We start from the raw sequence: 23,510 nt of genomic DNA on the forward strand, positions 1-23,510 counted from the left end.
GTAACGTGTGTAAGGGGTGTGGATAAGTGAAAGATAAAAATTTAACAGAAGAACAGCAGCGAGTTGATTGGGTAGTAGAAGAAATCAGCCAAAAAGCTGAAAAGATAGGCAAAAGCGTAGGAAACGTAAAAGGTGAAATTGTCGATTTGCGAAGCACGTTTTGGGACGATGTTACGGTTAATATGGATGAGCCGGATGACGTGATTGAGACATTTACGAGCATTAAGCAGCAGGCAGAACTTTTAGCTGAACGTGAAATTACCCATAGACAAGCGTATGATCAATTAAAAACATTAAAAAAGCTAACGCAATCCCCTTATTTTGGACGTTTTGATTTTATAGAGAATGGTGAAAAAGAAGCGGAAGCTATTTATGTGGGCGTGGGCTCTTTAATGGATCAAAAAGATGAAGAGTTTTTAATTTATGATTGGCGTGCGCCTATTTCGAGTCTTTATTATGATTATTCACCGGGAAAAGCGCAGTACGAAACGCCAGGTGAAGCGATAAAAGGCGAGATGAAGCTAAAGCGTCAGTTTATTATCGAAAATAGCGTAATTAAAAGCATGTTTGATACAGGAATTACCATTCGAGACGAGCTGCTTCAAGAAGTGCTCGGACACAACGCAAGCAGTCAAATGAAAAGTATTGTAGCGACCATTCAAAAAGAACAAAACCAAATTATTCGAAATGAAAAAAATAAAGTGCTGATCGTCCAAGGAGTAGCAGGGAGCGGTAAAACGTCTGCAGCTCTTCAGCGGGTGGCTTATCTTCTCTATCATCACCGAAAGCAGCTGACTGCAGAAAACATGATGCTGTTTTCGCCAAATCCGCTTTTTAACAGCTACGTCTCAACTGTTCTTCCGGAGCTTGGAGAAGACAATATGAAACAAACAACGTTTCAGCAATATGCCGACGGACGGTTAGGAAACGAGTTTGACGTGGAGGATTTGTTCGTTCAAATTGAATATTTATTAACGGAAAAAGATGCTGCGGTAAAAAAACAAAAAATGCAGGAAATCCGCTACAAAGCAAGCCGTGAATTTAAAAAGCAGGTAGATGCGTATATCGAAGAGCTGTCTACTAAAGACATCATTTTTAAAAATATTAAGTTTCGCGGCGAAATCGTGTTATCTGCTCGGCGTTTGTTATCTTATTTCTATTCGCTTGATACGGGAATTTCCATTCCTAACAGAATGCAGCTCGTAGCCGAGTGGGCGCTTAAGCTCATCAACCAGCTTGAAAAACTTGAACGTAAAAAAGATTGGGTTCAAGAAGAAATTCAGCTTTTAGAAAAAGAAGATTATGTCGAGGCCTATCAGCATCTGCAGAAAAAGGAAGGCTATACGGAAAGTTCATTTGATGACTTTGACCGTGAACAAGCGTATTTAGCTAAAGCCGTTGTAGCTAAGAAAATGAAATTTATTAAGCAGGCCATCAAACAGCTTAAATTTATCGATATTCGCCGTATCTATATGCAGCTGTTTGAAAGACATCACCTTTTTTCCCACGTAGAAGGGTGGGACGAAACAGCTAAAAACACGGTGGAAAGAGTTATGAACATGAAGCTGTCTTATGAAGATGTAACGCCTTACTTGTATATAAAAGATCAAATTGAAGGGCGAAAAGCCAATCCTGTCATTCGCTATTTGTTTATTGATGAAGCACAAGATTATTCACCGTTTCAGCTAGCGTTTTTAAAAGAGCTGTTTCCGCATGCTAGAATGACGCTGCTTGGAGACTTGAATCAAGCGATTTATGCGCACGCCTTGAACGCACCGACCATTCTTTCAAGCGAACTGTACGAAGAGAAAGAAGCAGAAACGCTGACTCTTACAAGAAGCTATCGATCAACGCGTCAAATTGTCGAGTTTTCAAGGGATATGGTGGCAAACGGCCATTTAATCGATCCGTTTAATCGAGACGGAGCGAAGCCGACCGTGACGGCTGCAGGTAACGTCAAAGATCTGCATGAGGCAATTATACACAAAATTAATGAATTGAAGGAGCAAAAATATAAAACAATTGCTGTTATTGCCAAAACTGCTGAAGAAAGCCGAGAAGCATTCCAAGCACTGCCTGATTCGATGTCTGCAAGGCTACTGACAAAAGAAACAAGTTCATTTGAAAAAGGCATGCTTGTCCTGCCAGCCTACTTAGCAAAAGGAATTGAGTTTGATGCAGTCATCATTTACAATGCCTCGAGTGAATGTTATCAGGATGAATATGAGAGAAATTTATTTTATACAGCATGCACAAGAGCGATGCATGAGCTCCACCTGTTCTCACTTGGTGAAATTAGCCCGTTTATATCAAATAAAGAAACTTATGAATACCACGGTAAATAAACAGAGAACGGTCAGTGTCTTGAGTGTCTGAAATAGTAGTACGAAAAATCGAGGGTGAAATCGCAAAGGTTTTACCCTCGATTTTTTATTTTTATGGATGGATTCAGTTTATTTACATTGCTTGAATAAAATTTCTTTGGTTAAAGTCCAACTACCATAAAGCGAATCAGAAGGACAGTGAAAGGAGGAGTTTTATATCCAATATTTACGAATAAATGTATTACTCATCTTTATAATAAGTTTATTTTTCTCGGGTATTATTCTTTTTTCTTATAAGTTATTTGCTGCGGGACTGTTGCCTATCATAGGCTTGCTTTTTATCTATGCTTTAACCTTTAAATATCGTTCAACGGTTTCTCTGTTTCTATTCTTTTTAGTAGGGACATGTATGTTTCAAGTAGGAAGCAATTATTTCATTGAATGGGATCTATCTAAAGAGATGAAAATCATTGTAAACAGAGTTTTACTTTTGTTTATCATAGGTGGACTATTGCTTTCAATTTTATTGTCCAAGCAAAAGGTATTTCTTTTTGCATCATTACCAGACTGGCAGAAACGTATAGTGATGCCACATCATTCAATTAAACTAACGTATTTTTTACTGTTTGGTCTAATTGGTTCGGCTACAATTTTTGTACCTTTACTATTCGCTGAAGATATAAGCTATACAAAATCATTCGTCATATACGGTATAGTATTCTCAATCATAAACGCTATTTTAGAAGAGGTGCTTTGGAGAGGGATCATGTTATCTCAATTAAAAAGTAATCTATCGACTTTTTACGCTGTTTTTATTACGAGTATTGGATTTGGTCTCTTGCACATATCAATAGGAATTCCTGTGGTAACAAGTTTACTTTTTTCTTTTGGTGGACTTTTCTATGCATTTGTCGTTTTAAAGACGAAAAGCATATACCCAGCCGTAGTTTTTCATTTTATTATTAATTTAGGCATGGTCTTTAACGGATGGATATTTTAGTATCTTGCACCAAAAAGCTCAGAGCTATATATCGCTCTGAGCTTTTTATGAGTTATTAGTGTTGTATATTACCTGAACTGTCTACAGTAGGTCGTCTTTTTTTATTGACTTTCAAAATGCAGCAAATACTTCACTAAATAAAGGCCTGAGTTTGTTTTTTCTTGAAGAGGAATGGTCAGGCACGTAACGTAATAATATCCTTTTGGAATATCATAGCTTAAAGTTTCAGATAGGACGCTTTTGATTTCAATCCCATCGCTTTCGACGTGAAAAGGAAGGCGAGTGGTCTTTTCAGCCTTTGATGCGTCTGGAGTTTCGTTTACCCACACTTCGACAATGGCTTTTGTGTTCGACACGGCTTCAAATGAAATAGCTTTATCGTCTGCGACATATCCTTTTTGAATATCTTCATCACTCCAGTCGTGATGGGGCTTTGGCTGTCCTTTTTGAAACAGCGTAAACTGATGATATGACATTGTTAGCTCTTGTTCTTTCCATTTTGTTTTCATGATTTCACCTCTTCAAAGTAAAGCTTGTTCAGCTATTATTGCACGATAAATTGTACGCGTGTACCATCTGGGTACTGTTCTAACTGATTTCCAACCCATGAGCCGGCTCCGCGGTTATCAGAAGGTGAAATATAGCGAATATCAGCTCCTGCTCCGCCTTCTTCGCACATAGCCATTGGCCATTCATCACGGTCATATCCTGTTTTTGTTGGGTATCCTTTCAGCGATTCTTCTCGGTTTGCTTCAGCACCATCGCGATCAATTGTGCAAACGGAAGAGTGACCAGCAGTAATTGCGTCGCGAATATGATCGCCGGTTTCAGGATATCGGTCCAGTGGAAAATAAAGCGTTGCATCATAGTTTGCTTCGGCTTCCGTTTTTTCAGGAGCTAAAAACGCCGCATGTCCTATAAACCCTAAAACGCATGCAATGATAATGAATAGACTTGCCATTAATTTTTTCCCGTATGTACTCATCTCAAACCTCCAGTGTAGTCGTTTTTACAGCTTAACTATACTCTCAGATTGCTAAGTTTAGATTACAGGACAATAAATACGGTGTAAACAAGTATTAACAATTATGTAAAAATGATCATTTTGTCTTATCTGTAAGATTCAAAAGGCCTCAGAATATTCTAGGAGTTATACTTTACGGTGTGTACCTTACTTACGATTCAGTTTAAATGGAGTGTGAAGTGTCTAATTGTATGTCTATGGGTCCTAGGTGAAAAAAAGAGTCAACTTCCTTTACTTGACATCATACCCTAATAGGTATAAAGTTGTGTGTACATTTACTTCTTGTGTAAGCTTAAAAGCAACAAACGCAATCATGCATGAGCGGAGGTAGTAGTATGATGGAATATGATAAGCAAGTTAAAAATCGGTTGAAACGTATTGAAGGTCAGTTAAAAGGCGTCTTAAATATGATGGAACAAGGAAAAGACTGCCGTGACATTGTGACACAGCTCTCAGCAGCCAGAAGCGCAATTGATCGCACGATGGGTGTTATTGTCAGCACAAACCTTGAACAATGCGTAAGAGAAAGCATTGAAAAAGGCGAGAACACGGAAAACTTAGTAAAAGAAGCAGTAGAGTTGTTAGTAAAAAGCAGATGAGACATTCGTTTCATCTGCTTTTTGTTTTTTCTGTACGCTGCTTAAAAGGATAAAAAGCGCTGTTCCTAAACACAATACGGATAGGAACAGCGGTTTTTTAGGTTTATCTCGTTTTAAGAACAGGAAAGATATATGAAGAGAAAGGAGGAGGGCAAGGTGAATGATGACAAAAAGTCACCAACATATAATCATACGGAAATTCATCATAAAATTGAAGCTTCTCCAAAAGCGCCGGGAATCAAAGCTGCTTTTCGCTTTAACCACGCTTCTTCTCCGTGGGTAAGAGGAATCAGCTCGGGCTTGTCTTCAAGTTTGCCGATTTTAATAGGCATTTTGTTTGGTCATTTACAGTACGGACTCATTGCAAGTATTGGCGGCTTTACATATTTGTATACAAAAGATGAACCTTACGCGCAGCGTGCCGTTAAGTTATTTTTAGCTTTGCTTGGCGTTACGCTGTGCTTTACACTCGGCTCTTTATTTGCTGACGTGGAGTGGATGAAAACTATTTTATTTGGTGTGATTGGAGCCGTATCGGTTTATATCTTCGGAGCTTTAAAAATTCCGGGACCTTCCGCGATGTTTTTTGTCCTTTCATTTGCAGTGAGTACAAGCATTCCAGCTCCGAATTTACAGGCAGTTTTTTTGCATGCAGGCCTCGTTTTTTTAGGAGGAGCACTATCTTGGTGTATTAGCATGAGTGGCTGGCTTATTAATCCGCGAGGGCCTGAAACGGCCGCTGTGGCGAAAGCTTATAGGCAGCTAGCTTCATTTGTTGGATCACTTGGCACGGAATCGTTTCACGCTGAGCAGCACAAAACGGTTGTAGAGCTTCGGGCAGCGGAAACAGCGATGAAGCAAGCGAAAATTAATCGAAAAAAATCATCGTTTTCTCACCGGCTGTTTTTATTAAACCAAAAAGCTGAAGGGCTGTTTATTTTTGTGATGGCCGCTGCGAATGATTTTAATCCGGCTGTTTCGAAAAAAGCACAAGCGGTAATTGAAACGTTCGCATCCGAAATGGCCACGTTAAAAAAACATAAAAAAATTCGAGACGTGCGAGAAGAAATTGAAGAGCTGTCCATCAAAGAAGAGCTGCGCACATTATTACTAGATGTAAACGACGTTCTTCAAATGAAGGAATTAAAAGAAACGGAGTATATTCAATTTTCACAAGGCAGCGTAAAAGCACGGTTAAAAGCTGCTTTTCACAAACGTTCGTATGTACTTAAAAACGCTTTGCGCTACGGAATTATTATGATTATCGCCGCAGCTGTTGCCTACACGACAGACATTCCAAGGTCTTACTGGATTCCTCTCACGTGTGCAGGAGTGATGCTTGGGGCAACCGTTCGTGCAACGGTTCAGCGAGGTATTCAACGCTCTGTCGGAACCATTTTAGGTATTTTAATTGGAACCGGGATTCTCATGCTTGAACCAACGGGAATTGTCATTGCGCTCATTGTCTTTGTGCTTCAGTCAACGATTGAAATTGTGATTGTTAAAAACTACGCGCTCGGTACGCTTTTTATCACACCGAATGCTCTTTTAATTGCTGAAAGCGGTCATCCGGACAAAGCGATTAGCTATTTTACGTCCGCTCGGGTGATTGATATTGTTATTGGTTCTGTTATTGGAGTGGTCGGTACGGTATTAGTTTTTAAACGAGCTTCTTCGCTTCGTCTGCCGTATTTACTTGGAGATGTCATTCGAAAAGAAGGACAATTTTTAGAAATGCTAAGCACTGAACAAGATGAAGAAAGAATTAAACAAGAAAGAAATAAGCTTCAAGGGGAACTAGTTAATCTTCGGGCGCTTTATGATAATGTGATTGGAGAATATTCTAAAACGGCCGTCAAGCTTGAAGGACTGTGGCCGGCAGTTGTCGCTACGCAGCAGTTAGGTTATATGCTTCTTGCGTCGTATGAAGGATATGAGCTGTCAGAAACGGAAAAGCGAGAGCTTCAAGAAACGTTTGCTCAGCTAGCCGCAGCAGCAGAGCAAAAGCGAGCGCCAAAGCTTTCAAGTGTTCCGACCCTGAAACGCTACCCCATTATTCAAGGGGAAATCACTGCTTTATATGAAAGTCTGCAGGTAGAAATATAAAAAGCACGGAACCAATGGGCTCCGTGCTTTTGCTTTTACATATCCACAACTTCACTTACCGTTTTATTTACATCGTCACGCGTCATTTTTTCTTTTCCTTTCATTAAGGCGTTTAACGTTCCATCGGCAAGCGCTAACGGAATTTTACAGAAATGAAGAATCGGAAGCGATTTGACATCTTCTAAATATTTCTTTCCTAGTGACAGATTGCGGCGAGCATAGGCAAACATATCTTCTCTGCTCCAGTTGTTAGGGAAGAAGCTGACTCCACGCTCTGAATCTTCCGAGGTATTGCGCAGAATATTTACAGACTGCAAGCCGCGTCCAAATGCAATGGCTAATTCTTTGTCTGTATCCGTGCCGTCATACCATTTCCAAATGTCGTTAAGCATCACGCCTACTAGACCAGCTACATAGAACGTATAGTCATCTAAATCCGCTTCATTTTGAATATGCCAGTCTTTTTCTACCCAATCGGCCATTCCTTTGGCCATAATAGAAGTTGCATCTAATACTTGATCTGCAACTCCAGTCGGACAAAGCGCAATCCAGTTGCCGAGCTGAAGCGTTACGTCAGGTAAATCAGCTTGATAAGGACCTACTAATGCCATGTAGTCGTCTTCGTTAAAAGACTTTTTTAACAGGTCACTAATGGCGTAAAGCAAGCGGCTTTTTACACCGGCTTCTAGCTCAGGGTGATCTTCAATTTCATCAATTGCCCTCATACATAAGTAAGCAGATCCTACTGCATCTTGCAATTCTGCCGGCAAGTGGCTAATTGGAATAAAAAATGTTCGGCTTGTCTCTTTTAACATCACCATTGCGTTGTCGCGTAATTTGTTGGGTACACTCATTGATAACTAGCTCCTTTTTACATATCCACATGTCAAATTAGTTTAAGTTTTCATCTTATATACTATAGTAACAAAAAATGAGCATTTAATGGAGTTTAAAGATTACTTATTAACGATATTGTCATTATTTTGTAGTATTTAAACAGAGATACTTGTATCATGCACAAGTTTACACTACGATAATACTCGTTCATTCTTCATTTTACAGACATAAAAAGTTTATTTTTAAGAAAATTGCCGTCATGCTAATGGGTTAGCTGAACTTTTAAGAAAACCCTCAACAGTCGGGTATACATAATACATAGGAGAATACAGAGGTGAAGGTATGAAAATTTTAATTGTAGAAGACGATAGCAAAATATATGAATTAGTGAAAGAAAAATTCGAACAGTGGTCATTTGAAGTGGCTGGAGTAGAAGATTTTCAAAAGGTAATGGAAGTATTTATTGCAGAAAGCCCAGAATTGGTCATTTTAGACGTGAATTTACCTGTATATGACGGGTTTTACTGGTGTCAGCAAATACGTACAGTTTCAAAAACTCCTATCGTATTTCTGTCGTCTCGTGAACATCCAATGGACATTGTTATGGCAATGAATGTTGGGGCGGATGACTATATCCAAAAGCCGTTTAACTTGGATGTTCTTATTGCTAAAGTGCAGGCACTTCTGCGCAGAACGTATTCGTATGGAGACACGATTTCAGACGTTATCGAGTGGAACGGCGCGGTGCTAGACTTAAAAAAAGGAAGTTTGCATTATAACGATCGAGAAGTTCATTTAACGAAAAATGAATTTTTTATTTTACGGCTTCTTTTGGAAGAGCGAGGCAAGATTGTATCGCGAGAAGAGCTTATGCGAAGATTATGGGAAGATGAGAAATTTGTAAGTGACAATACGCTTTCAGTCAACATCACACGCATTCGTACCAAGCTGGAAGAAATCGGGCTGAATGATCAAATCGTGACCAAAAAAGGTCAAGGATATCTGGTGAATTAAAATGTGGAAAAGGTTTTTAAGAGAAAGGCTAAGCTGGATTCTATTCGTTCTTCTATGGCTGAGTGTAATCGATGCTCTGCTGCTTCTCGAGTATGATATTAAGGTATCGTCTACTTCGTTTTGGTACTTGAATATTTTAACGCTGTGTATGCTAATTCTATTTCTTTTATGGAGAGGAGTAAAAGAAAGAAGATTTATAAAAAGATTAAGTTTAATGCTGCAGAATGACGCGTACGATTTACAAGAAATGCATTCATACGTGCGAACGAAAGCAGATGAAGACATGCTGAGTCTGCTGCAGCGTATAGATCGTGTCTATCGCAGACAAACTCACGCTCTTCACGTACAGCAGCGAGAACAGCAGGAATATATAACGACGTGGGTTCATGAAATCAAAACGCCGCTTACTGCTATGAAGCTGCTTATTAACGCTCGTCGTACAGAGCTTTATAAATGGCCTTGGCTTAAGGATATTGAAGATGAATGGATGAAAATTGATGGGTTAGTAGATCAGAATTTATATGCCGCACGTCTGCGTCACTTAGAAAAAGATTACCAGGTGCAGGCAGTGTCGCTAAGCGAACTTGTTTTTCCAAACGTTGCGTATTTCTCGAAATGGTGTATTGAGAAAAGACTGCATATTGATGAAAAGAATCTAGATACGTTAGTGCACACTGACCCAAAGTGGATGCAGTTTGTTGTGAAGCAAGTGTTATCCAATGCAATTAAATATAGCCCTCTAGAAGGAAAGCTTTCTTTTTTTAGTGAAGAAACGCCGAAGTATGTGAAGTTATTTATCGTTGACCAAGGGGAGGGCATTCCACCACAAGACCTTCCGCGCATATTTGAAAAAGGATTTACAGGAAATGTCGGAAGAAAATCGAAAGGAGCTACGGGGCTAGGGCTGTATTTTTCAAAAAAAATTACAGATGCTCTTGGCCATCGAATAGAGGTACATTCACTTTTACACGAAGGAACCACGGTAATTTTGACCTTCTACAAACCGAATTCTTTTGATAACCTTTCAAAAATGTAAGGTTGAAAGCCGAGATTGTCATCTGCTTCAAACGAATCTTTCCTTGTTACGAAGTAAGATAGAGCTATACACAAGGAGGGAACGTACATGAAGCGAAAGTGGATTAGCCTTTTAGCCCTGATTTTTATTGTGGGAGCATGTATAGGAGGAGTAAAGATTTATCAAAACGCCGCAACGGAGCATCAATACGGGATCATCCCAAAAGAAGCAAAAAAAGTGGACGACTATGGACGAGTTCAATATACCATTTCAGTAATAAACGAAAAAGGACAAACAACTTTTCAAACGTTTACGACGATTAAACAGTTAAAAGAAGGAACGGTTATTGACCTTTTTGTTCGAGGTAACGAAGTTCGGAAATATGACATTATAACAAAAAATGAGCTGCCGCAGCGGGTGAAAAGCGTGTGGCCTACAAAAGAACGAAAGGAGGAAGGGAAATGAGTATTGTCCTTGAAGGGAAAAATGTAACCAAAACGTTTGGATCAAGAGGAAACGTATACGAAGCGCTACAAGGAATTGATTTTACAATCGAAGAAGGAGAGTTTGTCGGTATTATGGGACCATCTGGAGCGGGAAAAACGACGCTGATGAACATTCTTTCAACGATTGACCGTCCCACAGATGGCGAGGTATGGATTCAAGGAGAAAACGTAGCGCTCATGAAAGATAAGAAGCTGTCTGCTTTCAGACGCAATCATCTAGGATTTATTTTTCAAGATTATAATTTACTGGATACGTTAACAGTAAAAGAAAATATTCTTCTGCCGCTTACGGTTACAAAAATGTCTAAGAAAGAAATGGAAGCGAAGCTGAAAGACACCGCAACGCGACTAGGCATCTATGAGCTGGCGGGTAAGTACCCGTATGAGATTTCTGGTGGACAAAAACAGCGCGTTGCAGCAGCGAGAGCAATTATTACGAATCCAGCCGTTGTTTTCGCCGATGAACCTACCGGAGCTCTTGATTCCAAGGCCGCTTCAAGCCTGCTTGAAAAGATGTCCCAGTTAAATCAAGAAGACCGTGCCACCATTATTATGGTGACGCATGATCCGCTGGCTTCAAGCTACTGCAGCCGCGTGCTGTTTATTAAAGACGGACAAATTTACACGGAGCTGTTTAAAGGCGAACAAACGAGACAAGAATTTTTCAAACGAATTATGAACATTCAAGGCGCATTAGGCGGTGAAGGCTATGACCGTATTTGATCTTGTTAAAAAGAATATGCGCAAAAATATTAGTCGGTACAGCCTTTATTTCTTTTCAATGATTTTTAGTATTGTTGTGTACTATGTGTTTGCTACGCTTCAGTACGACCAATCGATTTCAAAAGTGATTGGAGAAGAGATGAGGCTGCAGGGCATTTTTAATGCTTCAAATTACGTTTTGCTTACTTTTATTGTTGTCTTTATTTGGTACACAAACTCATTTTTTATCAGACAGCGTAAGAGAGAGCTCGGACTGTATCATTTAGTCGGTATTGAAAAACGTACGATTGGGAAAATGATTTTCTACGAGAATATGCTGCTGGGGATTTTTTCTTTGGTGGTCGGTATTTTACTAGGTACCGTGTTTTCAAGGCTGTTTGTGCTGTTTTTACTAAAGCTTATGGGACTGTCGTTTTCTATTACGCTCACATTTTCTCTTCAAGCGGTTTTGAAAACAGCCGTAGTGTTTTTGATTGTTACCATTTTTATCTCGTTTCAAGGCTATTTTATTATGTACCGCTATACGCTATTAGATTTGTTTCAAGCAGAAAGCAAAAGTGAACGCGTAAATAAAATGAATTCGAAACGCTCAATTGCAGTGGGAGGACTGGGTATCTTACTCGTTGGCTATGGGTACTACCTTTCATCGGGAAACATTGTGACGCCTAATTTTTTTCTAATTGTAGCCGTTGTACTGTTCTCGGTCATTTTCGGTACATTTTTACTTTTTAAAGCCACAATTGAGTGGCTGATGGGACTTTACCGAGAGCATGCAAGCCGATATTATTCGTTTGCAAATATGCTAAGCGTTTCTACGATGATGTATCGCATTAAAGCAAATGCACGAGTGTTAACCCTAATTACGATTTTGTCGGCTACTACACTTGTAGCAGTTGGTGTGACGTATTCCTCGTACTATAACACAAAAGCCGATGCCAGAAGCATGCAGCCTTATGACTATACGCTGCACAGTAAAAACGCAGCGCAAGGCTTTATGGATGTACTGCGTGAGTTAGATATCCAATCAAATCAGTATGTCTATCATATCGTGAAGCATTCCGCTGATTTATCGGATTTTCGATTTATTACATCGGGCTACTATAAAGATAGGGAACAAATCAGCTTTTTAGATGAAGAAGAAGTGCGGAAAAATGGCGTTTCGGTTCCTGCGTTAAGCGCAAATGAAACCGTTATTTTTGATTCAATGGCAAAAGGAAAAGTGTTTAAGCCTAGTACAGGTAAAACCGCAGCTGTGCAGCTGAAGGAATCAGAACAGCTTGCTTTAAAAGTCGTTAAATCCGAGCCTTTGCTCATTCTTGATTCTGACAGTGCCGGCTATCAGTTTGTAGTCAATCACGACACGTTTATCAAACTTTCAAAGGCTGGAAAAAAGCAAGCGGTGTACGTATTTAATACCGATGATGGAAACAAACAAAACGAACTTACTAAGAACTATCATCAAATCGCAAAAGAAGCTGGAGAAAGCCGTACTTCATACTATGATGTGTTTCAGGCAGGCTTAATGAGTAAAGGATTGTTTATTTTTATTGGAGGATTTTTAGGGCTCGTCTTTTTGATGGCAACGGGCAGTATTATTTATTTTAAGCAAATCTCCGAAGCCGAACAAGAGCGCAAAAGATTTGAAGTACTGCGCAAGCTTGGGTTTTCAGTGTCTCAAATGATGAGCGCCGTTCGAAAGCAGCAGCTGTTTACGTTTGGTTTGCCTTTAGTAATTGGCATCTTGCACAGTCTATTTGCGCTGAAGGTCATTACGAATCTAACCGGTGAAAGTCTGATCGTTCCTGTTTTAATAGCGGATGCAGTATACGGGGTTATTTATTTCATTTTCTACTGGCTGACAATGAATTACTATCGAATGGTAATAAAGCGACTGTAAAGAAAAGACTGTTTCGATCAAAGAAACAGTCTTTTTTTGTTAAAAAAATAAAAGGTATGGAGTAGCGAAAACCTGAATATAAAAAAGGGTATATAAAAACTAGAGAGTTGTATAGGAGGGGAAAGATGTGAAAGCAGATGCTGTGTTTGAAGGGGGAGGAGTTCGAGGAATCGCATTCACCGGTGCGATTGAAGCGATGGAAGAAAGCAATGTAGAATGGCAGCGTCTAGCAGGTACGTCAGCCGGAGCGTTGATTGCGGCACTTTTGGCGAGCGGCTATAAAAGCGGGGAAATTCGCAAGGAGCTTCAAAACATGGACTATGCCAAGTTTCGCGGAAAAACGATCATTAACCGAATTCCTCTCATTGGCAACTTGATTGAACTGATGGTTCATTTAGGTTTTTATAAAAATGATTATTTGGAAAAATGGGTGTACGGTTTGCTGCGTGAAAAAGGAATCGAAACGTTTGCAGATTTGCCTGCAGATAAGCTGAAAATTATTGCCTCAGATATTTCGAACGGACAGATGCTTGTGCTCCCTGACGATTTGCCCCGATACGGAATGCAGCCAAGCGATATGAAGATTTCACAAGCCGTGATGATGAGTGCGTCCATTCCTTTTTTCTTTCGTCCCGTCATTTGGAAATCCAAAGGGTTCAAGAGGTCATACATTGTCGATGGAGCGCTTTTAAGCAATTTTCCGATTTGGCTGTTTGATACGGAGCATCCGCGTTTCCCGACGTTTGGTTTTCGATTTGTAAAAGAAGAAATTGATACAGCTGCTATTATTCCAACACCTGTCCATTTATTTAAAAGCATGTTTACAACGATGCTGCAAGCTCACGATTTGCGGTATTTGAACGCGGAGACAAAAGAACGAACCGTACAAATTCCAACGGGTGTGATTACGGCAACGGATTTTGCATTAAAAGAAGAAGAAATCGAGTTTTTATATGAATCTGGTTATATATCAGCAAAGCGCTTTTTAGAAAAGTGGGATTTTGAACAGCATAAAATGAATCGGACCGAACGTCCGCTGACGCGAAGGAAGCTCCTGTAACAGGAGCTTTTCTACGGCTGTTTTAAAATGTTGACTTCCACAGCCTCGCCTTTTGCGGGAACAGAATACTGAACGCTTTTGTCTTTTTTGAGCCATGCTTTAACGAGCTGTCCTTTTTTGTATGTTTGATCATCTGCAACTTTTACATAAATAGGCTGTACATCGCTAGAACCAAGTATTTCTTTGGTTGTATAGTCAAGCGCGGTATCTCGCGGAATGACGTTTGCAATGAGAATTTCATTCTGTTTCACTTGTAAAATGCGCCCTTGAACTAAATAGCCGGCCGGCTTTTTTGACTGCTCTGCGTTATCCGAACAGCCGCTTAAACAAATAAAAAAGAGAAGAAAAAGTGCAGCTGATTGAACGGTAAACTTCATAAAATCTCCTTTCCGTTTTAACATGACTACCATTATAGCGCGTTTGACCATTTCTTTTCCAGTTTTCGGAGAAAGCAAGAGGTAATCATTGACGTTATTTCAGCGCGCGTGATATGTTTTAACTCATAAACGCTATATTACTAGAAGCTATGCTTAGTACGGGAGGTCCTTGTATGGATGTTACCTTTTTAACCAATGTTATTCGACATATATTAGAACGAGATAATTTTGTCATAGACTTTGAAGAATCAGACGAACAGAATATTCATTTTTGGCATCGAGACGAGCCGTTTCGCCTTTTTATTTCAGAGCAAACGGAGGATTATTTAGTATGGACCGTGTTTGAAAATGAAAAAGAACAGTGGAGCGGCAAGACATTTCTTCAAGAAGTGACGAATACGTGTAAAGACTGCAGTGAGCCAATCGCACACTGGATTTATAAAGATGGAGGCAAAGCAGGTTATTGCGATCGTTGTCTTCAAACGTTTGGAAATGCGTATTTTACCAATGCTGATGATATCAAGCAAAACCTTCATTTAATTGACGGTTCTATTTGTTTTATTACCGATGAAACCGGAAGCGACTGGTGGATTGCATATGAAGGATTCAAACGAGTAATTGCAAGATTAGAAGAAAATCCCAATCAGAAAGTCGAAATGTACAAGCCTGAATATCCCGTCTTTAAATGGGAAATACATTTTCTAGAGGAAAACAATTCTGCTAGCTTTAAGTTCAAAGATGACTTTGCATCTGGAATTGTACCGAAGGGAAGAATACTCTAACATCCTTGTTATAAGGGTGTTTTTTCTTATAATGGGAAGTTTTTTTGAAAAAAAATAATTAATTTAGGTTAAAAAGAAGGAATTAAAGGGTAAAGAGTAGAAGATATATCACTATAGGAAGAATGGGGGAAATAATTATGACAACTACAACAAATTTAACACTGGGGTACAAAATGTACACGATTGATTTTAGCCGTCCAACGCAGTCTAACGAGGCACTGCTTGATTTCTTTAAAGATGTGCAGCACAGACAGGGAAATAATGCAGAAAGCTTTTCTAAAACATTAATGGAAATTGAAGAAATCAAAACAAAATATGTAGATCATGAAATTGTCCTGCTGGCTAAATCGCTTGAACAGCAAATAAGCCGCTCAAATGCAGAAAAACTTGAGGTCTGATAATCACCAGAAATGGTCGATTTATCAGACCTTTTTTATTTTTATCGATGTAGCTCTGTCTCCGTGGCTGCTCTTTAGCCACGGAGACAGAGCTAGACCTAAGCGGAAGTTGTCCTCCCTTGCGGGCTGCCAACTTCCGCATAGGTGGACCTTTTTGGGGGAATTCAAGGGGTCAGGGAATCTGGTAGCGTAGGTTTTTGGTCGACGTTAAAATGCTGTACATTTCTCAGGACGTTTGATTTCATCAAAAGTTGTAGATGAATAGACTATTAAGTCGTTGGAGGCGTTATATGGTTGGAATTTGCAGCTGGAAGTGTGCAGTGAGTGGAATAAGTATTGCGAGTGTCTACAGTAAGCAGCCGTCGTGGCAGCGGGAGTGTTATTTGGTGACACCTGGTAAAGTTTATTATGAGTCGTGCTATCAAGGGTACGGAGAGTTTGCGGGAATGGATATTTTTTGTTTGATGAGAGAAAGCGGAGCGGAGCAAGAAGACAGTGAAGGGATAGCGGTTTTGAAGCCTAAGATTGTGCTGGCGAAGTATTACAGCGGACAGCGTTATGAAGAACTGCCGGAATCAGAGCCGTGTCCATATGGAGGCTATTTTTTTGAAGGGTGGAAGGAAGGATAGCGAATATACATAAAAAAGCTGTAGAGATATCTCTACAGCTCGTTATTAACGTCTTGTTTCATCGACAGATTGTTCTAAGTCACTTACTTCTTGCGTAATTGTATTTAATTCTTCTTGCACCGCTTCAGCTTCAAGAACAGGATCTTGAACGATTTCTGTCGTTTCAAGCTCTTCTGCTGCAGCCGTTTCTGCAAGCGGCTGTTCTTTAGCAGTGCGTAGAGATTTCACTTTGTTGACAACTTGCGAAGATTGTTCGGAGACTTTTTGTGAAAGACGAGCCGTGCGCTGTTTGAAATCTTGGCCTTTTGCATATACCGTTTCTTTCACTTGACCTGTTTTAGCAAGTGCTTGATTCGCTCCGTCTTGAATAGAAGCACGCAGCTCTTTTCCTGACTTTGGCGCTACTAGTAAAGCTGTTGTTACACCCACTACGCTGCCTACTAAAGTGCCGACTAATAACTCTTTGCTTCCACCTTTTGTTTCTTTACCCACTGTTTCTTTTACGTTTTCTTTTGTCATGACATTTCCTCCTTTTATAATATGTAATATGAAGGGTTTACCATTTTGTTGAATACTTCCTGCAAAACGCAAATGATTCGCTAAAAAAATCTGCAAGTGCCGTCGGACGCTCGTACAGGCTGGTGAAATTTGATTGTATATAGTATTCAACCACCTGACAGAAAAACCTTCTTTTCTGCTATAAAAACAGAAAAAAACTTATCTATAAAATCCGACACAAGAAAACGACAACATTCGTTCTTTGGTAGCATTTTCACTTGAAATTTTATATCATAGAGTGCAAGGAGAATACGTTCTCTTTTTTTAGATGCTGGAGGGATTGAAGAAATGGCTGAATCGAAGTACAGAACGATTTTAGAAGCAAAATCTGGAGAGTTAGAAGCATTAAAAGACAAAGCAATCAAAGACAGCTGGCAGCCGATTTATCATATTCATCCACAGTACGGGCTGATGAATGATCCAAACGGATTGATTCAATTAAACGGTGAATATCACGTGTTTTATCAGTGGTATCCGTACGGTGCGATGCATGGAATGAAGCACTGGGCCCATGTGAAATCTACGGATTTAGTAACGTGGGAACGCCTTCCGGTTGCCCTAACACCAACGGAAGAATATGAATCGCACGGCGCATACTCAGGCGGCGCTATCAAAAAAGATGGTCAAGGGCTGCTGTTTTATACAGGGAATGTAAAATACGAAGACGGCTCACGCTCAGCTAATCAATGTATCGCGATGCTAAAAAGGGATGGAAGTGTAGAAAAATACACGCATAATCCAGCGGTACGAGGCGTTCCTGATGGGTATACAGGACATGTGCGCGATCCGAAAGTATGGAAAGAAAATGATACATATTATATGCTGCTGGGCGCTCAGCGTGAAAACGAAACGGGCGCATTAATTGTGTATGAATCAAGCGATGCGCTTCAGTGGTCATTTAAAGGCGAAGTTCAAACATCGCTTCCTGACTTTGGCTATATGTGGGAGTGCCCGGATTACTTTAAACTGGACGGAAAAGATGTGTTTGTCTTTTCACCGCAGGGAATCAAAGCGGACAGCCACGATTTTCATAATATTTATAATGTGATTTACGCGGTGGGAACCTTTGATGTGGAAAGTTTAACGTTTGAAATGGAGTATTACCGTGAAATTGATAAAGGATTTGACTTTTATGCACCGCAAACGTTTCAAGATGAAAGCGGACGTCGCTTGCTATTTGCATGGATTGGAAACCCGGACGTTGACTATCCATCAGACGAATACGGATGGGCCCATGCATTAACGCTTCCTCGTGAGCTTTCCCTTGAAGGTAATGAACTTGTTCAAAAGCCTGTAGAAGAGTTAAATAAGCTTCGAGATCAAGCGGTTCATTTTAGAGGAACGCTAAAAAATGAAGAAGTGATTATTGATGAAGCAACAAACAATGCCTATGAAATCAATATGACGTTCCGCGAGATAGGGGCCAAACAGTTTGGTTTAGAGCTGTTTAATAGTAAAGAAGAAGAGCTTCGCCTTGTGTTTGATACAGAAAAGCAAGAAGTGAGACTCGACCGCTCTTCATTCCACCATCAATATGCAACGGAATACGGTGTCGTTCGCTCTGAAAAATGGACGGCGTCAAATGAAGTCGATGTTCGCGTATTTGTCGACAAAAGCATTGTCGAAATTTATATAAACGGCGGTAAAATTGTCTTCACTTCCCGCGTATTCCCGAAAAAAGATTCTAAATCAGCTGTAAATGTATTTGCAGAGGGATCTGTGGACTACCGTATTGATTATTACGGTATGTCGCGCGGTATTTAATATAATAAATAAGAAAAGCCAATGAAGATCATTCATTGGCTTTTTGGTTTCTATAAAAATAAGATACAAATACAAGAAGCAACTAAATGAGGAACAGCTGCAATAATAAAACGTTTCATCCATTCTGTATCCTCTCGCTGCCGGACCGGGGTAAAGTAAGGTCCTCTCGTTTCAAATCGAAATGTATCCAGTAAGGTTACGAGTGCAATTGCCGTAAGTAATATGCCAAGAGGGCCTGAAATATAGTAAATATACTGCCAGTTGCCTGCTGTAATAGAAATGATAATCACAATAATTAAAGATATAATGCCAGATATTAATCCTGTTTTCAAACTCAAAATCTCCTTACATCCAGTTTTTGCTTATCTATTTTACCATAACCGAATGAAGGTTTGTATATACGGCTCGGGGCGGATATTTACTTCTTAATTAACCTTCTATGTAAGTATCTTCTCGTATAAAATGAGTTTCCTAGCAAAAGCAGTGTCCCTAGAATCCAGCCGGCTGCAGGGGAATAAGGAAAGATATTTTTTATGCGTCAATCTGAACGTTTCTTTCCTGTTTATCACGCAGCGACATCACCATACTCACAAATCCAACGCTTACGATGATGATTGCCGCCGTTAAAAAAGTCGTCTGAGCACCTGCAAGCTTTACGACCATGCCTCCAAGAAGAGGAGCAGTAAGTAAAACGGCACTCGTTAAGGTGTTAATGAATCCGTACACTTTTCCGAGGTGTTCCTTGTCGCTATATGCTTGAACGATATAGTTAAACAGCAGTAAATTAAGCCCAACTCCGGCCCCTCCAATAGGTGCAGCAATCAAAATAAAATAGCGTGACATAACGGCTGGGTTAAAGCAGCTAATGAAAAATAAAGCCCCTCCAAATAGAAGCAGTCCAAGTGATAAAAGCCTAAATGGATGATGAACGTGTTTTTTTCGATTAAGATACACTCCTGTTGCTAGCGCTCCTATCCCGATTCCAGAAAGCAGCCAGCCGAGCATTTCCGGGTTATGAGGGAGCACATCTCGAAGAAAGATGCTAATTTGAGCGTCAACAAGCATGACGACAAAGTATGAAACGTGAAACAAAACAACGACACGTAAAAGAATTGGGTGCTGAAAAACGAGTTCCCAGCCGTTTGAGTACGCTTCTTTCGCTTGATGGGAAGAACGAGCAGCTTGCCCTTGAATATTTTCACCTGCTTTTTTAAGTGAAAACAGCAAGCCGATAGAAATCATACAAGCTGCGGCGTTAACTAAAATACATGCTTTAGGCGTTGTAAACGTCAGCGCGGCGGCTCCGAGAAACGGTCCCACAACTTTGGCAACTTGAAACATAATGTTTTGTAAAGTAGAGGCCTGCAGCAGCTGGTCTTCTTTGACCACTTCTCGAACGTAAGCGAGCTGTGCGGGCACTTTCATAACAGAACTCATCGAGCGCAGCGTCAGCACCCCTAGTGCCAAAAGCGGTTCATTTGTGAAAAATAACAGACATGTGAACAGAAGACGGACTAGTTCAGACAGAAACATCAGCTGTACTTTATCGTAGCGGTCTGCTAAATTTCCAGCTGCTTGACTTAGCAGGATGCTAGGCAAAGCGTACGCGACAGGAATAAGCGTAATCCAGAGGGAATTTGCGTGCCACACGTATGTAAAAAGCGTCATCACCGCAAACATATCAAATAAATCTCCGAAGCTTGCCGCAGTACTTGAAATAAATAATTTTTTATAAGAAGAATTAGCAAACAGCTTTTCTTTTTTCAATACTTTCATTCCTTTATGTGTTGTTCGTAAAAAATAATCGCATCTTCAATAAATTGAAGGACTTCGCTGTCAATAGGATAGAGATTAAGTGAACTGGATGCCTCAGGAGATTTGCGAATATCCCAAAAGGCTTTCTCTAAATCGGTATGAGGGCCAAATAGCTCACTTGATAAAAGCAGTATATCCGCCGCAATTAGCTGGCCATCTTCAGACTGTGGTGAACGCTGATGCTTTAAACACAGCTGAATTCGTTTAATGATGCTGATCCATTTATCAGCACTCTCATTCTCCAGTTTAGGCATATCACGCTGCAGAATCTCACTTTCTTCTATTGAAAGCAGATCAGTCCAGCTGCTTTGTGTAGTAGGCTGATTGTGAACTAAAGGAAGGAGCTGCTTCCAGTTTAGTTCACCTTCTATTTTTATACTGTTGCGAAGAGTGTGGGTGTGTTCTAAAGCTCGCTGAATTTCTGAAGCTTTTTGCTGAAGTTTTTGCTGATGAATCGCTAAAAGTTCATCAATACTTACTTGATGAAGAATAAGTTCAATATCTCGCAAAGGAACGGCTAAGTTTTTTAACAGGGTAATTTTCTCTAGTGTGACTAAGTCCGTTTCTGAGTAGGAGCGTTTTCCATTTTCGGCTTTTGACGATGGATGAAGCAATCCGATTTGATCGTAGTAACGAAGCGTACGCACCGTGAGTCCTAATTTTTTAGCGGCTTGCCCCGTAGAAAAATAAATCATGTTTAATCCCTCCAAAAAAATGCTTGCAGGTAACGTTACGTCACCTTTTACACTGAATATAGGTAAAAGGGAGGCGAAGTAAATTGAAACAACAAAATCAAGGATTATGGACAATAAAATCATTTGTAATTATGCTAGTCGTTACGTTTATTGGTGTTCCTGTTTTCATTGAAGGAGCATTGCAGCACGTTTTCCAGTCGCTATTTAAAAGTGAGCTCTATGCTGGAACAGCTACTGGATTTGTTATGGCAACTGTGTTTTTATCAGCTCTGTATTGGCTGATGGTGCAGGCTGGTGATAGAAAAATTGGTTTTCAATCGTTTTCAAAACGTCACTGGCCGCTCATTCTTTTTTGGCTTTTTGTGCTGATCTTAGGAAGTGTGGCAATTGTTGTACTCATGGAATGGTTTGGTATGACGTATGAAAATAAAAAAACAGCCAGTTTACAGCATGACCTGTCGCTGTTTTCATTTATACTTGCTTTTGTTTCAGCCGCTGTGATCTCACCTTTTTATGAAGAGATTATTTACCGAGGTTTTTTTTATACGTGGCTGAAACGTAAAGGAGGGATTGTATTTGGATTAGTGGGAAGTTCGTTTATCTTTATGCTGGTGCATATTCCAACGTACAATACCTTGCCCGTTAACTTTTTTTCAGGTCTCGTATTCGCTTGGGTGTACGAAAAAACAAAGTCGTTGCTTCCTAGTATGATCATTCACGCTTGTTTTAATGGAATTGCCGTGATTTTAACGGCGGCAGCTTAATGTAGTTTCGATAATGGGTAAGCTATGATTTATCTTACCATATTATGTCTACTGAAGAAGCTAATTACAAAAAATAAGCAGAAATGAACAAAAAAACTGCTAGAAGCACTGCCTGTTCCTAACAGTTTTTTGTATATGCACGCACGCTCAAGGCTTGTCTTAAAGTGCACATTAAGGTGTATGATAATAGTGACTATAAACAGCAATAAAAAGGAGAGGGTATCGATGCAATATCGAAAGCTTGGAACAACAGGTCTGGAAGTATCAAATTTATGTCTAGGTACTATGGCGTTTGGACGATGGGTTGACGAAAAAGCGTCGGCAGCTATTTTACATAGCGCCATTGAAAACGGAATTAACTTCATTGACACAGCCAACTATTACGGAAAAGGGCAGGATGAAGAGTTTAGATATGGCACAGGGGAATCTGAAGAAATTATTGGACGCGCGTTAAAAGGAAAACGAGATGATGTTGTGCTTGCAACAAAAGTCGGCATTGCCGTAGGAAAAGGCAAAAATGATAAAGGTCTTTCACGCACACATATTATGAGAGAAGTTGATAATCAGCTGCGACGACTGCAGACGGACTACATCGATCTTTATCAAGTTCATCTTTTTGATCACCATACACCTATGGAAGAAACGCTTCGCACGCTAGATGATTTAGTTCGTCAAGGCAAAGTTCGTTATATTGGCTGCTCCAATTATGCCGCGTGGCAAATCGCAAAGTCTCATCATATTAGTGACAACATGAATCTTGAAAAATTTATTTCCGTTCAGCCTCAGTACAATCTTCTCTCTCGTGAAATTGAACAAGAGCTGCTGCCGTTTAGTCAATCCGAAGGTGTAGGCGTTATGGTATACAGTCCGTTAGCGCGCGGCATGCTTTCAGGCAAATATAAAACACCAAATGACGTGCCGCCAGAAAGCCGTGCTGCACATGGTGAAAAGCTGCTGCGAAACTACTTTACTGACCGAAACTTTCAGCTGGTGGAGCAGTATCGCAAGTTAGCAGAACAAAATGAAGTAAGCTTGTCTCAGTTTGCTCTTGCGTGGGTGCTAAATCAGCCCGCTGTAACATCAAGCATTATCGGAGCTAGTAAATTGCATCACGTAACAGATGCGGTTGAAATCAGCGATTGGACATGGTCAGAAGAACTGCTAAACACCGTAAATTCACTGTATTAATAAAAAGTCCGCAGGTGCACCTGCGGACTTTTGTGTTTATATTTTGATTTCTTTTTGCTCTAACCTTGCTTCTAGTGAGTCGTACAAAGCCAGCTTGTAGTTAATTTGCTCGAGGTATTTAAAAGTTTTGGCCATTTCTTCTTCTACCGCTTCTTTGTGCTGAAGCATCATGTTTTTTCGTTCTTTAATCGTGCTTTCCCCTTGTTTATAGAGCTCTACATAGCGCTTTATTTCTGCAAGCGGCATGCCAGTTGAGCGCAGAGCTAAGATAAAACGGATCCACTCAATATTCGTATCGTTATAGAGGCGCTTTCCATTTTCATCACGTTCTACAAAAGGAAGGATTCCTTCTTTTTCATAATAGCGCAAAGTCGGTGCGGAAAGCCCGGTTTTTTCATTCATTTCTTTCATGCTATAAGACAAGATTGTTCACTC

Annotated in this window: 25 protein-coding genes; 16 read left to right on the forward strand and 9 right to left on the reverse strand. The window is 40.1% G+C overall.

Going from position 1 to position 23,510, the window contains the following annotated elements; translation table 11 throughout:
• Positions 1-26 precede the first annotated feature (26 nt).
• Positions 27-2,345: an RNA polymerase recycling motor HelD gene (gene helD, locus ACXAE4_RS08585; protein WP_154973213.1), complete on the forward strand. Its 2,319-nt coding sequence runs from the start codon at positions 27-29 to the stop codon at positions 2,343-2,345.
• A 388-nt stretch (positions 2,346-2,733) separates the two neighbouring features.
• Positions 2,734-3,324 carry a CPBP family intramembrane glutamic endopeptidase gene (locus tag ACXAE4_RS08590; protein ID WP_028414990.1) on the forward strand — a complete coding sequence of 197 codons (591 nt, stop codon included), beginning with the start codon at positions 2,734-2,736 and terminating at the stop codon, positions 3,322-3,324.
• A gap of 101 nt (positions 3,325-3,425) precedes the next feature.
• On the opposite strand, the gene comJ is transcribed toward ACXAE4_RS08590, so the two are convergent.
• The gene (comJ, locus tag ACXAE4_RS08595) at positions 3,426-3,833 is read right to left on the reverse strand and encodes a competence protein ComJ (RefSeq protein WP_098113593.1); all 408 of its coding nucleotides are present in this window, start codon (positions 3,831-3,833) and stop codon (positions 3,426-3,428) included.
• Positions 3,834-3,868: 35 nt separating this feature from the next.
• Positions 3,869-4,309 carry a NucA/NucB deoxyribonuclease domain-containing protein gene (locus ACXAE4_RS08600; protein ID WP_028414988.1) on the reverse strand — a complete coding sequence of 147 codons (441 nt, stop codon included), beginning with the start codon at positions 4,307-4,309 and terminating at the stop codon, positions 3,869-3,871.
• Positions 4,310-4,686: 377 nt separating this feature from the next.
• Here ACXAE4_RS08600 and ACXAE4_RS08605 point away from each other — a divergent pair, with 377 nt between their 5' ends.
• On the forward strand, positions 4,687-4,947 hold the full coding sequence (locus tag ACXAE4_RS08605; RefSeq protein ID WP_013058561.1) for a metal-sensitive transcriptional regulator: 261 nt from the start codon (positions 4,687-4,689) through the stop codon (positions 4,945-4,947).
• Between the two features lie 156 nt (positions 4,948-5,103).
• On the forward strand, positions 5,104-7,053 hold the full coding sequence (locus tag ACXAE4_RS08610) for an FUSC family protein (RefSeq protein WP_028414987.1): 1,950 nt from the start codon (positions 5,104-5,106) through the stop codon (positions 7,051-7,053).
• A gap of 35 nt (positions 7,054-7,088) precedes the next feature.
• Here ACXAE4_RS08610 and ACXAE4_RS08615 read toward each other — a convergent pair whose 3' ends face one another.
• Entirely contained in the window at positions 7,089-7,907 is an 819-nt protein-coding gene (locus ACXAE4_RS08615) for a squalene/phytoene synthase family protein (RefSeq protein ID WP_028414986.1), read from the reverse strand.
• A gap of 325 nt (positions 7,908-8,232) precedes the next feature.
• Between ACXAE4_RS08615 and ACXAE4_RS08620 the strand changes: the two genes are divergently transcribed.
• The 6 genes from ACXAE4_RS08620 to ACXAE4_RS08645 all read left to right on the forward strand — a co-directional run bounded on the left by ACXAE4_RS08620 (position 8,233) and on the right by ACXAE4_RS08645 (position 14,105).
• Complete coding sequence (locus tag ACXAE4_RS08620) at positions 8,233-8,904, forward strand: response regulator transcription factor (protein ID WP_028414985.1); 672 nt, start codon at positions 8,233-8,235, stop codon at positions 8,902-8,904.
• 1 nt (position 8,905) lies between these two features.
• On the forward strand, positions 8,906-9,940 hold the full coding sequence (locus ACXAE4_RS08625; protein WP_154973214.1) for a sensor histidine kinase: 1,035 nt from the start codon (positions 8,906-8,908) through the stop codon (positions 9,938-9,940).
• 87 nt (positions 9,941-10,027) lie between these two features.
• Positions 10,028-10,384 (forward strand): YxeA family protein, encoded by a 357-nt coding sequence (locus ACXAE4_RS08630; protein WP_028414983.1) that lies wholly within the window; start codon positions 10,028-10,030, stop codon positions 10,382-10,384.
• Positions 10,381-11,148: an ABC transporter ATP-binding protein gene (locus ACXAE4_RS08635; RefSeq protein WP_289578283.1), complete on the forward strand. Its 768-nt coding sequence runs from the start codon at positions 10,381-10,383 to the stop codon at positions 11,146-11,148. Before ACXAE4_RS08630 ends, ACXAE4_RS08635 begins: the two co-directional genes overlap by 4 nt.
• A complete protein-coding gene (locus tag ACXAE4_RS08640) occupies positions 11,135-13,045 on the forward strand; it encodes an ABC transporter permease (protein WP_028414981.1) in 1,911 nt (636 codons plus the stop codon). The genes ACXAE4_RS08635 and ACXAE4_RS08640 overlap by 14 nt, the downstream gene beginning before the upstream one ends.
• Before the next feature lie 127 nt (positions 13,046-13,172).
• Positions 13,173-14,105 carry a patatin-like phospholipase family protein gene (locus ACXAE4_RS08645; RefSeq protein WP_028414980.1) on the forward strand — a complete coding sequence of 311 codons (933 nt, stop codon included), beginning with the start codon at positions 13,173-13,175 and terminating at the stop codon, positions 14,103-14,105.
• An 11-nt stretch (positions 14,106-14,116) separates the two neighbouring features.
• Here ACXAE4_RS08645 and ACXAE4_RS08650 read toward each other — a convergent pair whose 3' ends face one another.
• Entirely contained in the window at positions 14,117-14,482 is a 366-nt protein-coding gene (locus ACXAE4_RS08650; protein ID WP_028414979.1) for a DUF3221 domain-containing protein, read from the reverse strand.
• Positions 14,483-14,655: 173 nt separating this feature from the next.
• Here ACXAE4_RS08650 and ACXAE4_RS08655 point away from each other — a divergent pair, with 173 nt between their 5' ends.
• The 3 genes from ACXAE4_RS08655 to ACXAE4_RS08665 all read left to right on the forward strand — a co-directional run bounded on the left by ACXAE4_RS08655 (position 14,656) and on the right by ACXAE4_RS08665 (position 16,291).
• A complete protein-coding gene (locus tag ACXAE4_RS08655) occupies positions 14,656-15,264 on the forward strand; it encodes a hypothetical protein (protein ID WP_047750010.1) in 609 nt (202 codons plus the stop codon).
• Positions 15,265-15,401: 137 nt separating this feature from the next.
• Positions 15,402-15,662: a hypothetical protein gene (locus ACXAE4_RS08660; RefSeq protein ID WP_016765166.1), complete on the forward strand. Its 261-nt coding sequence runs from the start codon at positions 15,402-15,404 to the stop codon at positions 15,660-15,662.
• A 290-nt stretch (positions 15,663-15,952) separates the two neighbouring features.
• Positions 15,953-16,291 carry a hypothetical protein gene (locus tag ACXAE4_RS08665; RefSeq protein WP_098113596.1) on the forward strand — a complete coding sequence of 113 codons (339 nt, stop codon included), beginning with the start codon at positions 15,953-15,955 and terminating at the stop codon, positions 16,289-16,291.
• Positions 16,292-16,336: 45 nt separating this feature from the next.
• Here the strand turns inward: ACXAE4_RS08665 and ACXAE4_RS08670 are convergent, their stop codons facing one another.
• Complete coding sequence (locus tag ACXAE4_RS08670; protein ID WP_047750012.1) at positions 16,337-16,810, reverse strand: YtxH domain-containing protein; 474 nt, start codon at positions 16,808-16,810, stop codon at positions 16,337-16,339.
• Between the two features lie 327 nt (positions 16,811-17,137).
• On the opposite strand from ACXAE4_RS08670, the gene ACXAE4_RS08675 reads away from it, so the two are divergent.
• Positions 17,138-18,613 carry a glycoside hydrolase family 32 protein gene (locus tag ACXAE4_RS08675; RefSeq protein WP_098113597.1) on the forward strand — a complete coding sequence of 492 codons (1,476 nt, stop codon included), beginning with the start codon at positions 17,138-17,140 and terminating at the stop codon, positions 18,611-18,613.
• Between the two features lie 50 nt (positions 18,614-18,663).
• Here the strand turns inward: ACXAE4_RS08675 and ACXAE4_RS08680 are convergent, their stop codons facing one another.
• The 3 genes from ACXAE4_RS08680 to ACXAE4_RS08690 form a co-directional block, all read right to left on the reverse strand.
• Entirely contained in the window at positions 18,664-18,945 is a 282-nt protein-coding gene (locus tag ACXAE4_RS08680; RefSeq protein ID WP_028414975.1) for a hypothetical protein, read from the reverse strand.
• A gap of 199 nt (positions 18,946-19,144) precedes the next feature.
• Positions 19,145-20,389 carry an MFS transporter gene (locus ACXAE4_RS08685; protein WP_289578280.1) on the reverse strand — a complete coding sequence of 415 codons (1,245 nt, stop codon included), beginning with the start codon at positions 20,387-20,389 and terminating at the stop codon, positions 19,145-19,147.
• The gene (locus tag ACXAE4_RS08690) at positions 20,386-21,123 is read right to left on the reverse strand and encodes a MerR family transcriptional regulator (RefSeq protein ID WP_049166009.1); all 738 of its coding nucleotides are present in this window, start codon (positions 21,121-21,123) and stop codon (positions 20,386-20,388) included. Before ACXAE4_RS08690 ends, ACXAE4_RS08685 begins: the two co-directional genes overlap by 4 nt.
• An 83-nt stretch (positions 21,124-21,206) precedes the next feature.
• Between ACXAE4_RS08690 and ACXAE4_RS08695 the strand changes: the two genes are divergently transcribed.
• Positions 21,207-21,887 carry a CPBP family intramembrane glutamic endopeptidase gene (locus ACXAE4_RS08695; protein ID WP_289578279.1) on the forward strand — a complete coding sequence of 227 codons (681 nt, stop codon included), beginning with the start codon at positions 21,207-21,209 and terminating at the stop codon, positions 21,885-21,887.
• Positions 21,888-22,112: 225 nt separating this feature from the next.
• Entirely contained in the window at positions 22,113-23,075 is a 963-nt protein-coding gene (locus ACXAE4_RS08700; RefSeq protein WP_289578277.1) for an aldo/keto reductase, read from the forward strand.
• Positions 23,076-23,111: 36 nt separating this feature from the next.
• Here ACXAE4_RS08700 and ACXAE4_RS08705 read toward each other — a convergent pair whose 3' ends face one another.
• Complete coding sequence (locus ACXAE4_RS08705; protein WP_033579956.1) at positions 23,112-23,498, reverse strand: MerR family transcriptional regulator; 387 nt, start codon at positions 23,496-23,498, stop codon at positions 23,112-23,114.
• Positions 23,499-23,510: the final 12 nt, after the last annotated feature.

Source organism: Priestia sp. ABM2_011 (assembly GCF_056158845.1).

Bases quoted from the DNA above. Each gene is read 5' to 3' on its own strand.
- comJ (WP_098113593.1), bottom strand. From the start codon at position 3,833: ATGAAAACAAAATGGAAAGAACAAGAGCTAACAATGTCATATCATCAG.
- ACXAE4_RS08615 (WP_028414986.1), bottom strand. From the start codon at position 7,907: ATGAGTGTACCCAACAAATTACGCGACAACGCAATGGTGATGTTAAAA.
- ACXAE4_RS08605 (WP_013058561.1), top strand. From the start codon at position 4,687: ATGGAATATGATAAGCAAGTTAAAAATCGGTTGAAACGTATTGAAGGT.
- ACXAE4_RS08625 (WP_154973214.1), top strand. From the start codon at position 8,906: ATGTGGAAAAGGTTTTTAAGAGAAAGGCTAAGCTGGATTCTATTCGTT.
- ACXAE4_RS08675 (WP_098113597.1), top strand. From the start codon at position 17,138: ATGGCTGAATCGAAGTACAGAACGATTTTAGAAGCAAAATCTGGAGAG.
- ACXAE4_RS08635 (WP_289578283.1), top strand. From the start codon at position 10,381: ATGAGTATTGTCCTTGAAGGGAAAAATGTAACCAAAACGTTTGGATCA.
- ACXAE4_RS08690 (WP_049166009.1), bottom strand. From the start codon at position 21,123: ATGATTTATTTTTCTACGGGGCAAGCCGCTAAAAAATTAGGACTCACG.
- ACXAE4_RS08660 (WP_016765166.1), top strand. From the start codon at position 15,402: ATGACAACTACAACAAATTTAACACTGGGGTACAAAATGTACACGATT.
- ACXAE4_RS08655 (WP_047750010.1), top strand. From the start codon at position 14,656: ATGGATGTTACCTTTTTAACCAATGTTATTCGACATATATTAGAACGA.
- ACXAE4_RS08640 (WP_028414981.1), top strand. From the start codon at position 11,135: ATGACCGTATTTGATCTTGTTAAAAAGAATATGCGCAAAAATATTAGT.
- ACXAE4_RS08685 (WP_289578280.1), bottom strand. From the start codon at position 20,389: ATGAAAGTATTGAAAAAAGAAAAGCTGTTTGCTAATTCTTCTTATAAA.
- ACXAE4_RS08665 (WP_098113596.1), top strand. From the start codon at position 15,953: ATGGTTGGAATTTGCAGCTGGAAGTGTGCAGTGAGTGGAATAAGTATT.
- ACXAE4_RS08700 (WP_289578277.1), top strand. From the start codon at position 22,113: ATGCAATATCGAAAGCTTGGAACAACAGGTCTGGAAGTATCAAATTTA.
- ACXAE4_RS08590 (WP_028414990.1), top strand. From the start codon at position 2,734: ATGTTTCAAGTAGGAAGCAATTATTTCATTGAATGGGATCTATCTAAA.
- ACXAE4_RS08620 (WP_028414985.1), top strand. From the start codon at position 8,233: ATGAAAATTTTAATTGTAGAAGACGATAGCAAAATATATGAATTAGTG.
- ACXAE4_RS08600 (WP_028414988.1), bottom strand. From the start codon at position 4,309: ATGAGTACATACGGGAAAAAATTAATGGCAAGTCTATTCATTATCATT.
- ACXAE4_RS08630 (WP_028414983.1), top strand. From the start codon at position 10,028: ATGAAGCGAAAGTGGATTAGCCTTTTAGCCCTGATTTTTATTGTGGGA.
- ACXAE4_RS08670 (WP_047750012.1), bottom strand. From the start codon at position 16,810: ATGACAAAAGAAAACGTAAAAGAAACAGTGGGTAAAGAAACAAAAGGT.
- ACXAE4_RS08650 (WP_028414979.1), bottom strand. From the start codon at position 14,482: ATGAAGTTTACCGTTCAATCAGCTGCACTTTTTCTTCTCTTTTTTATT.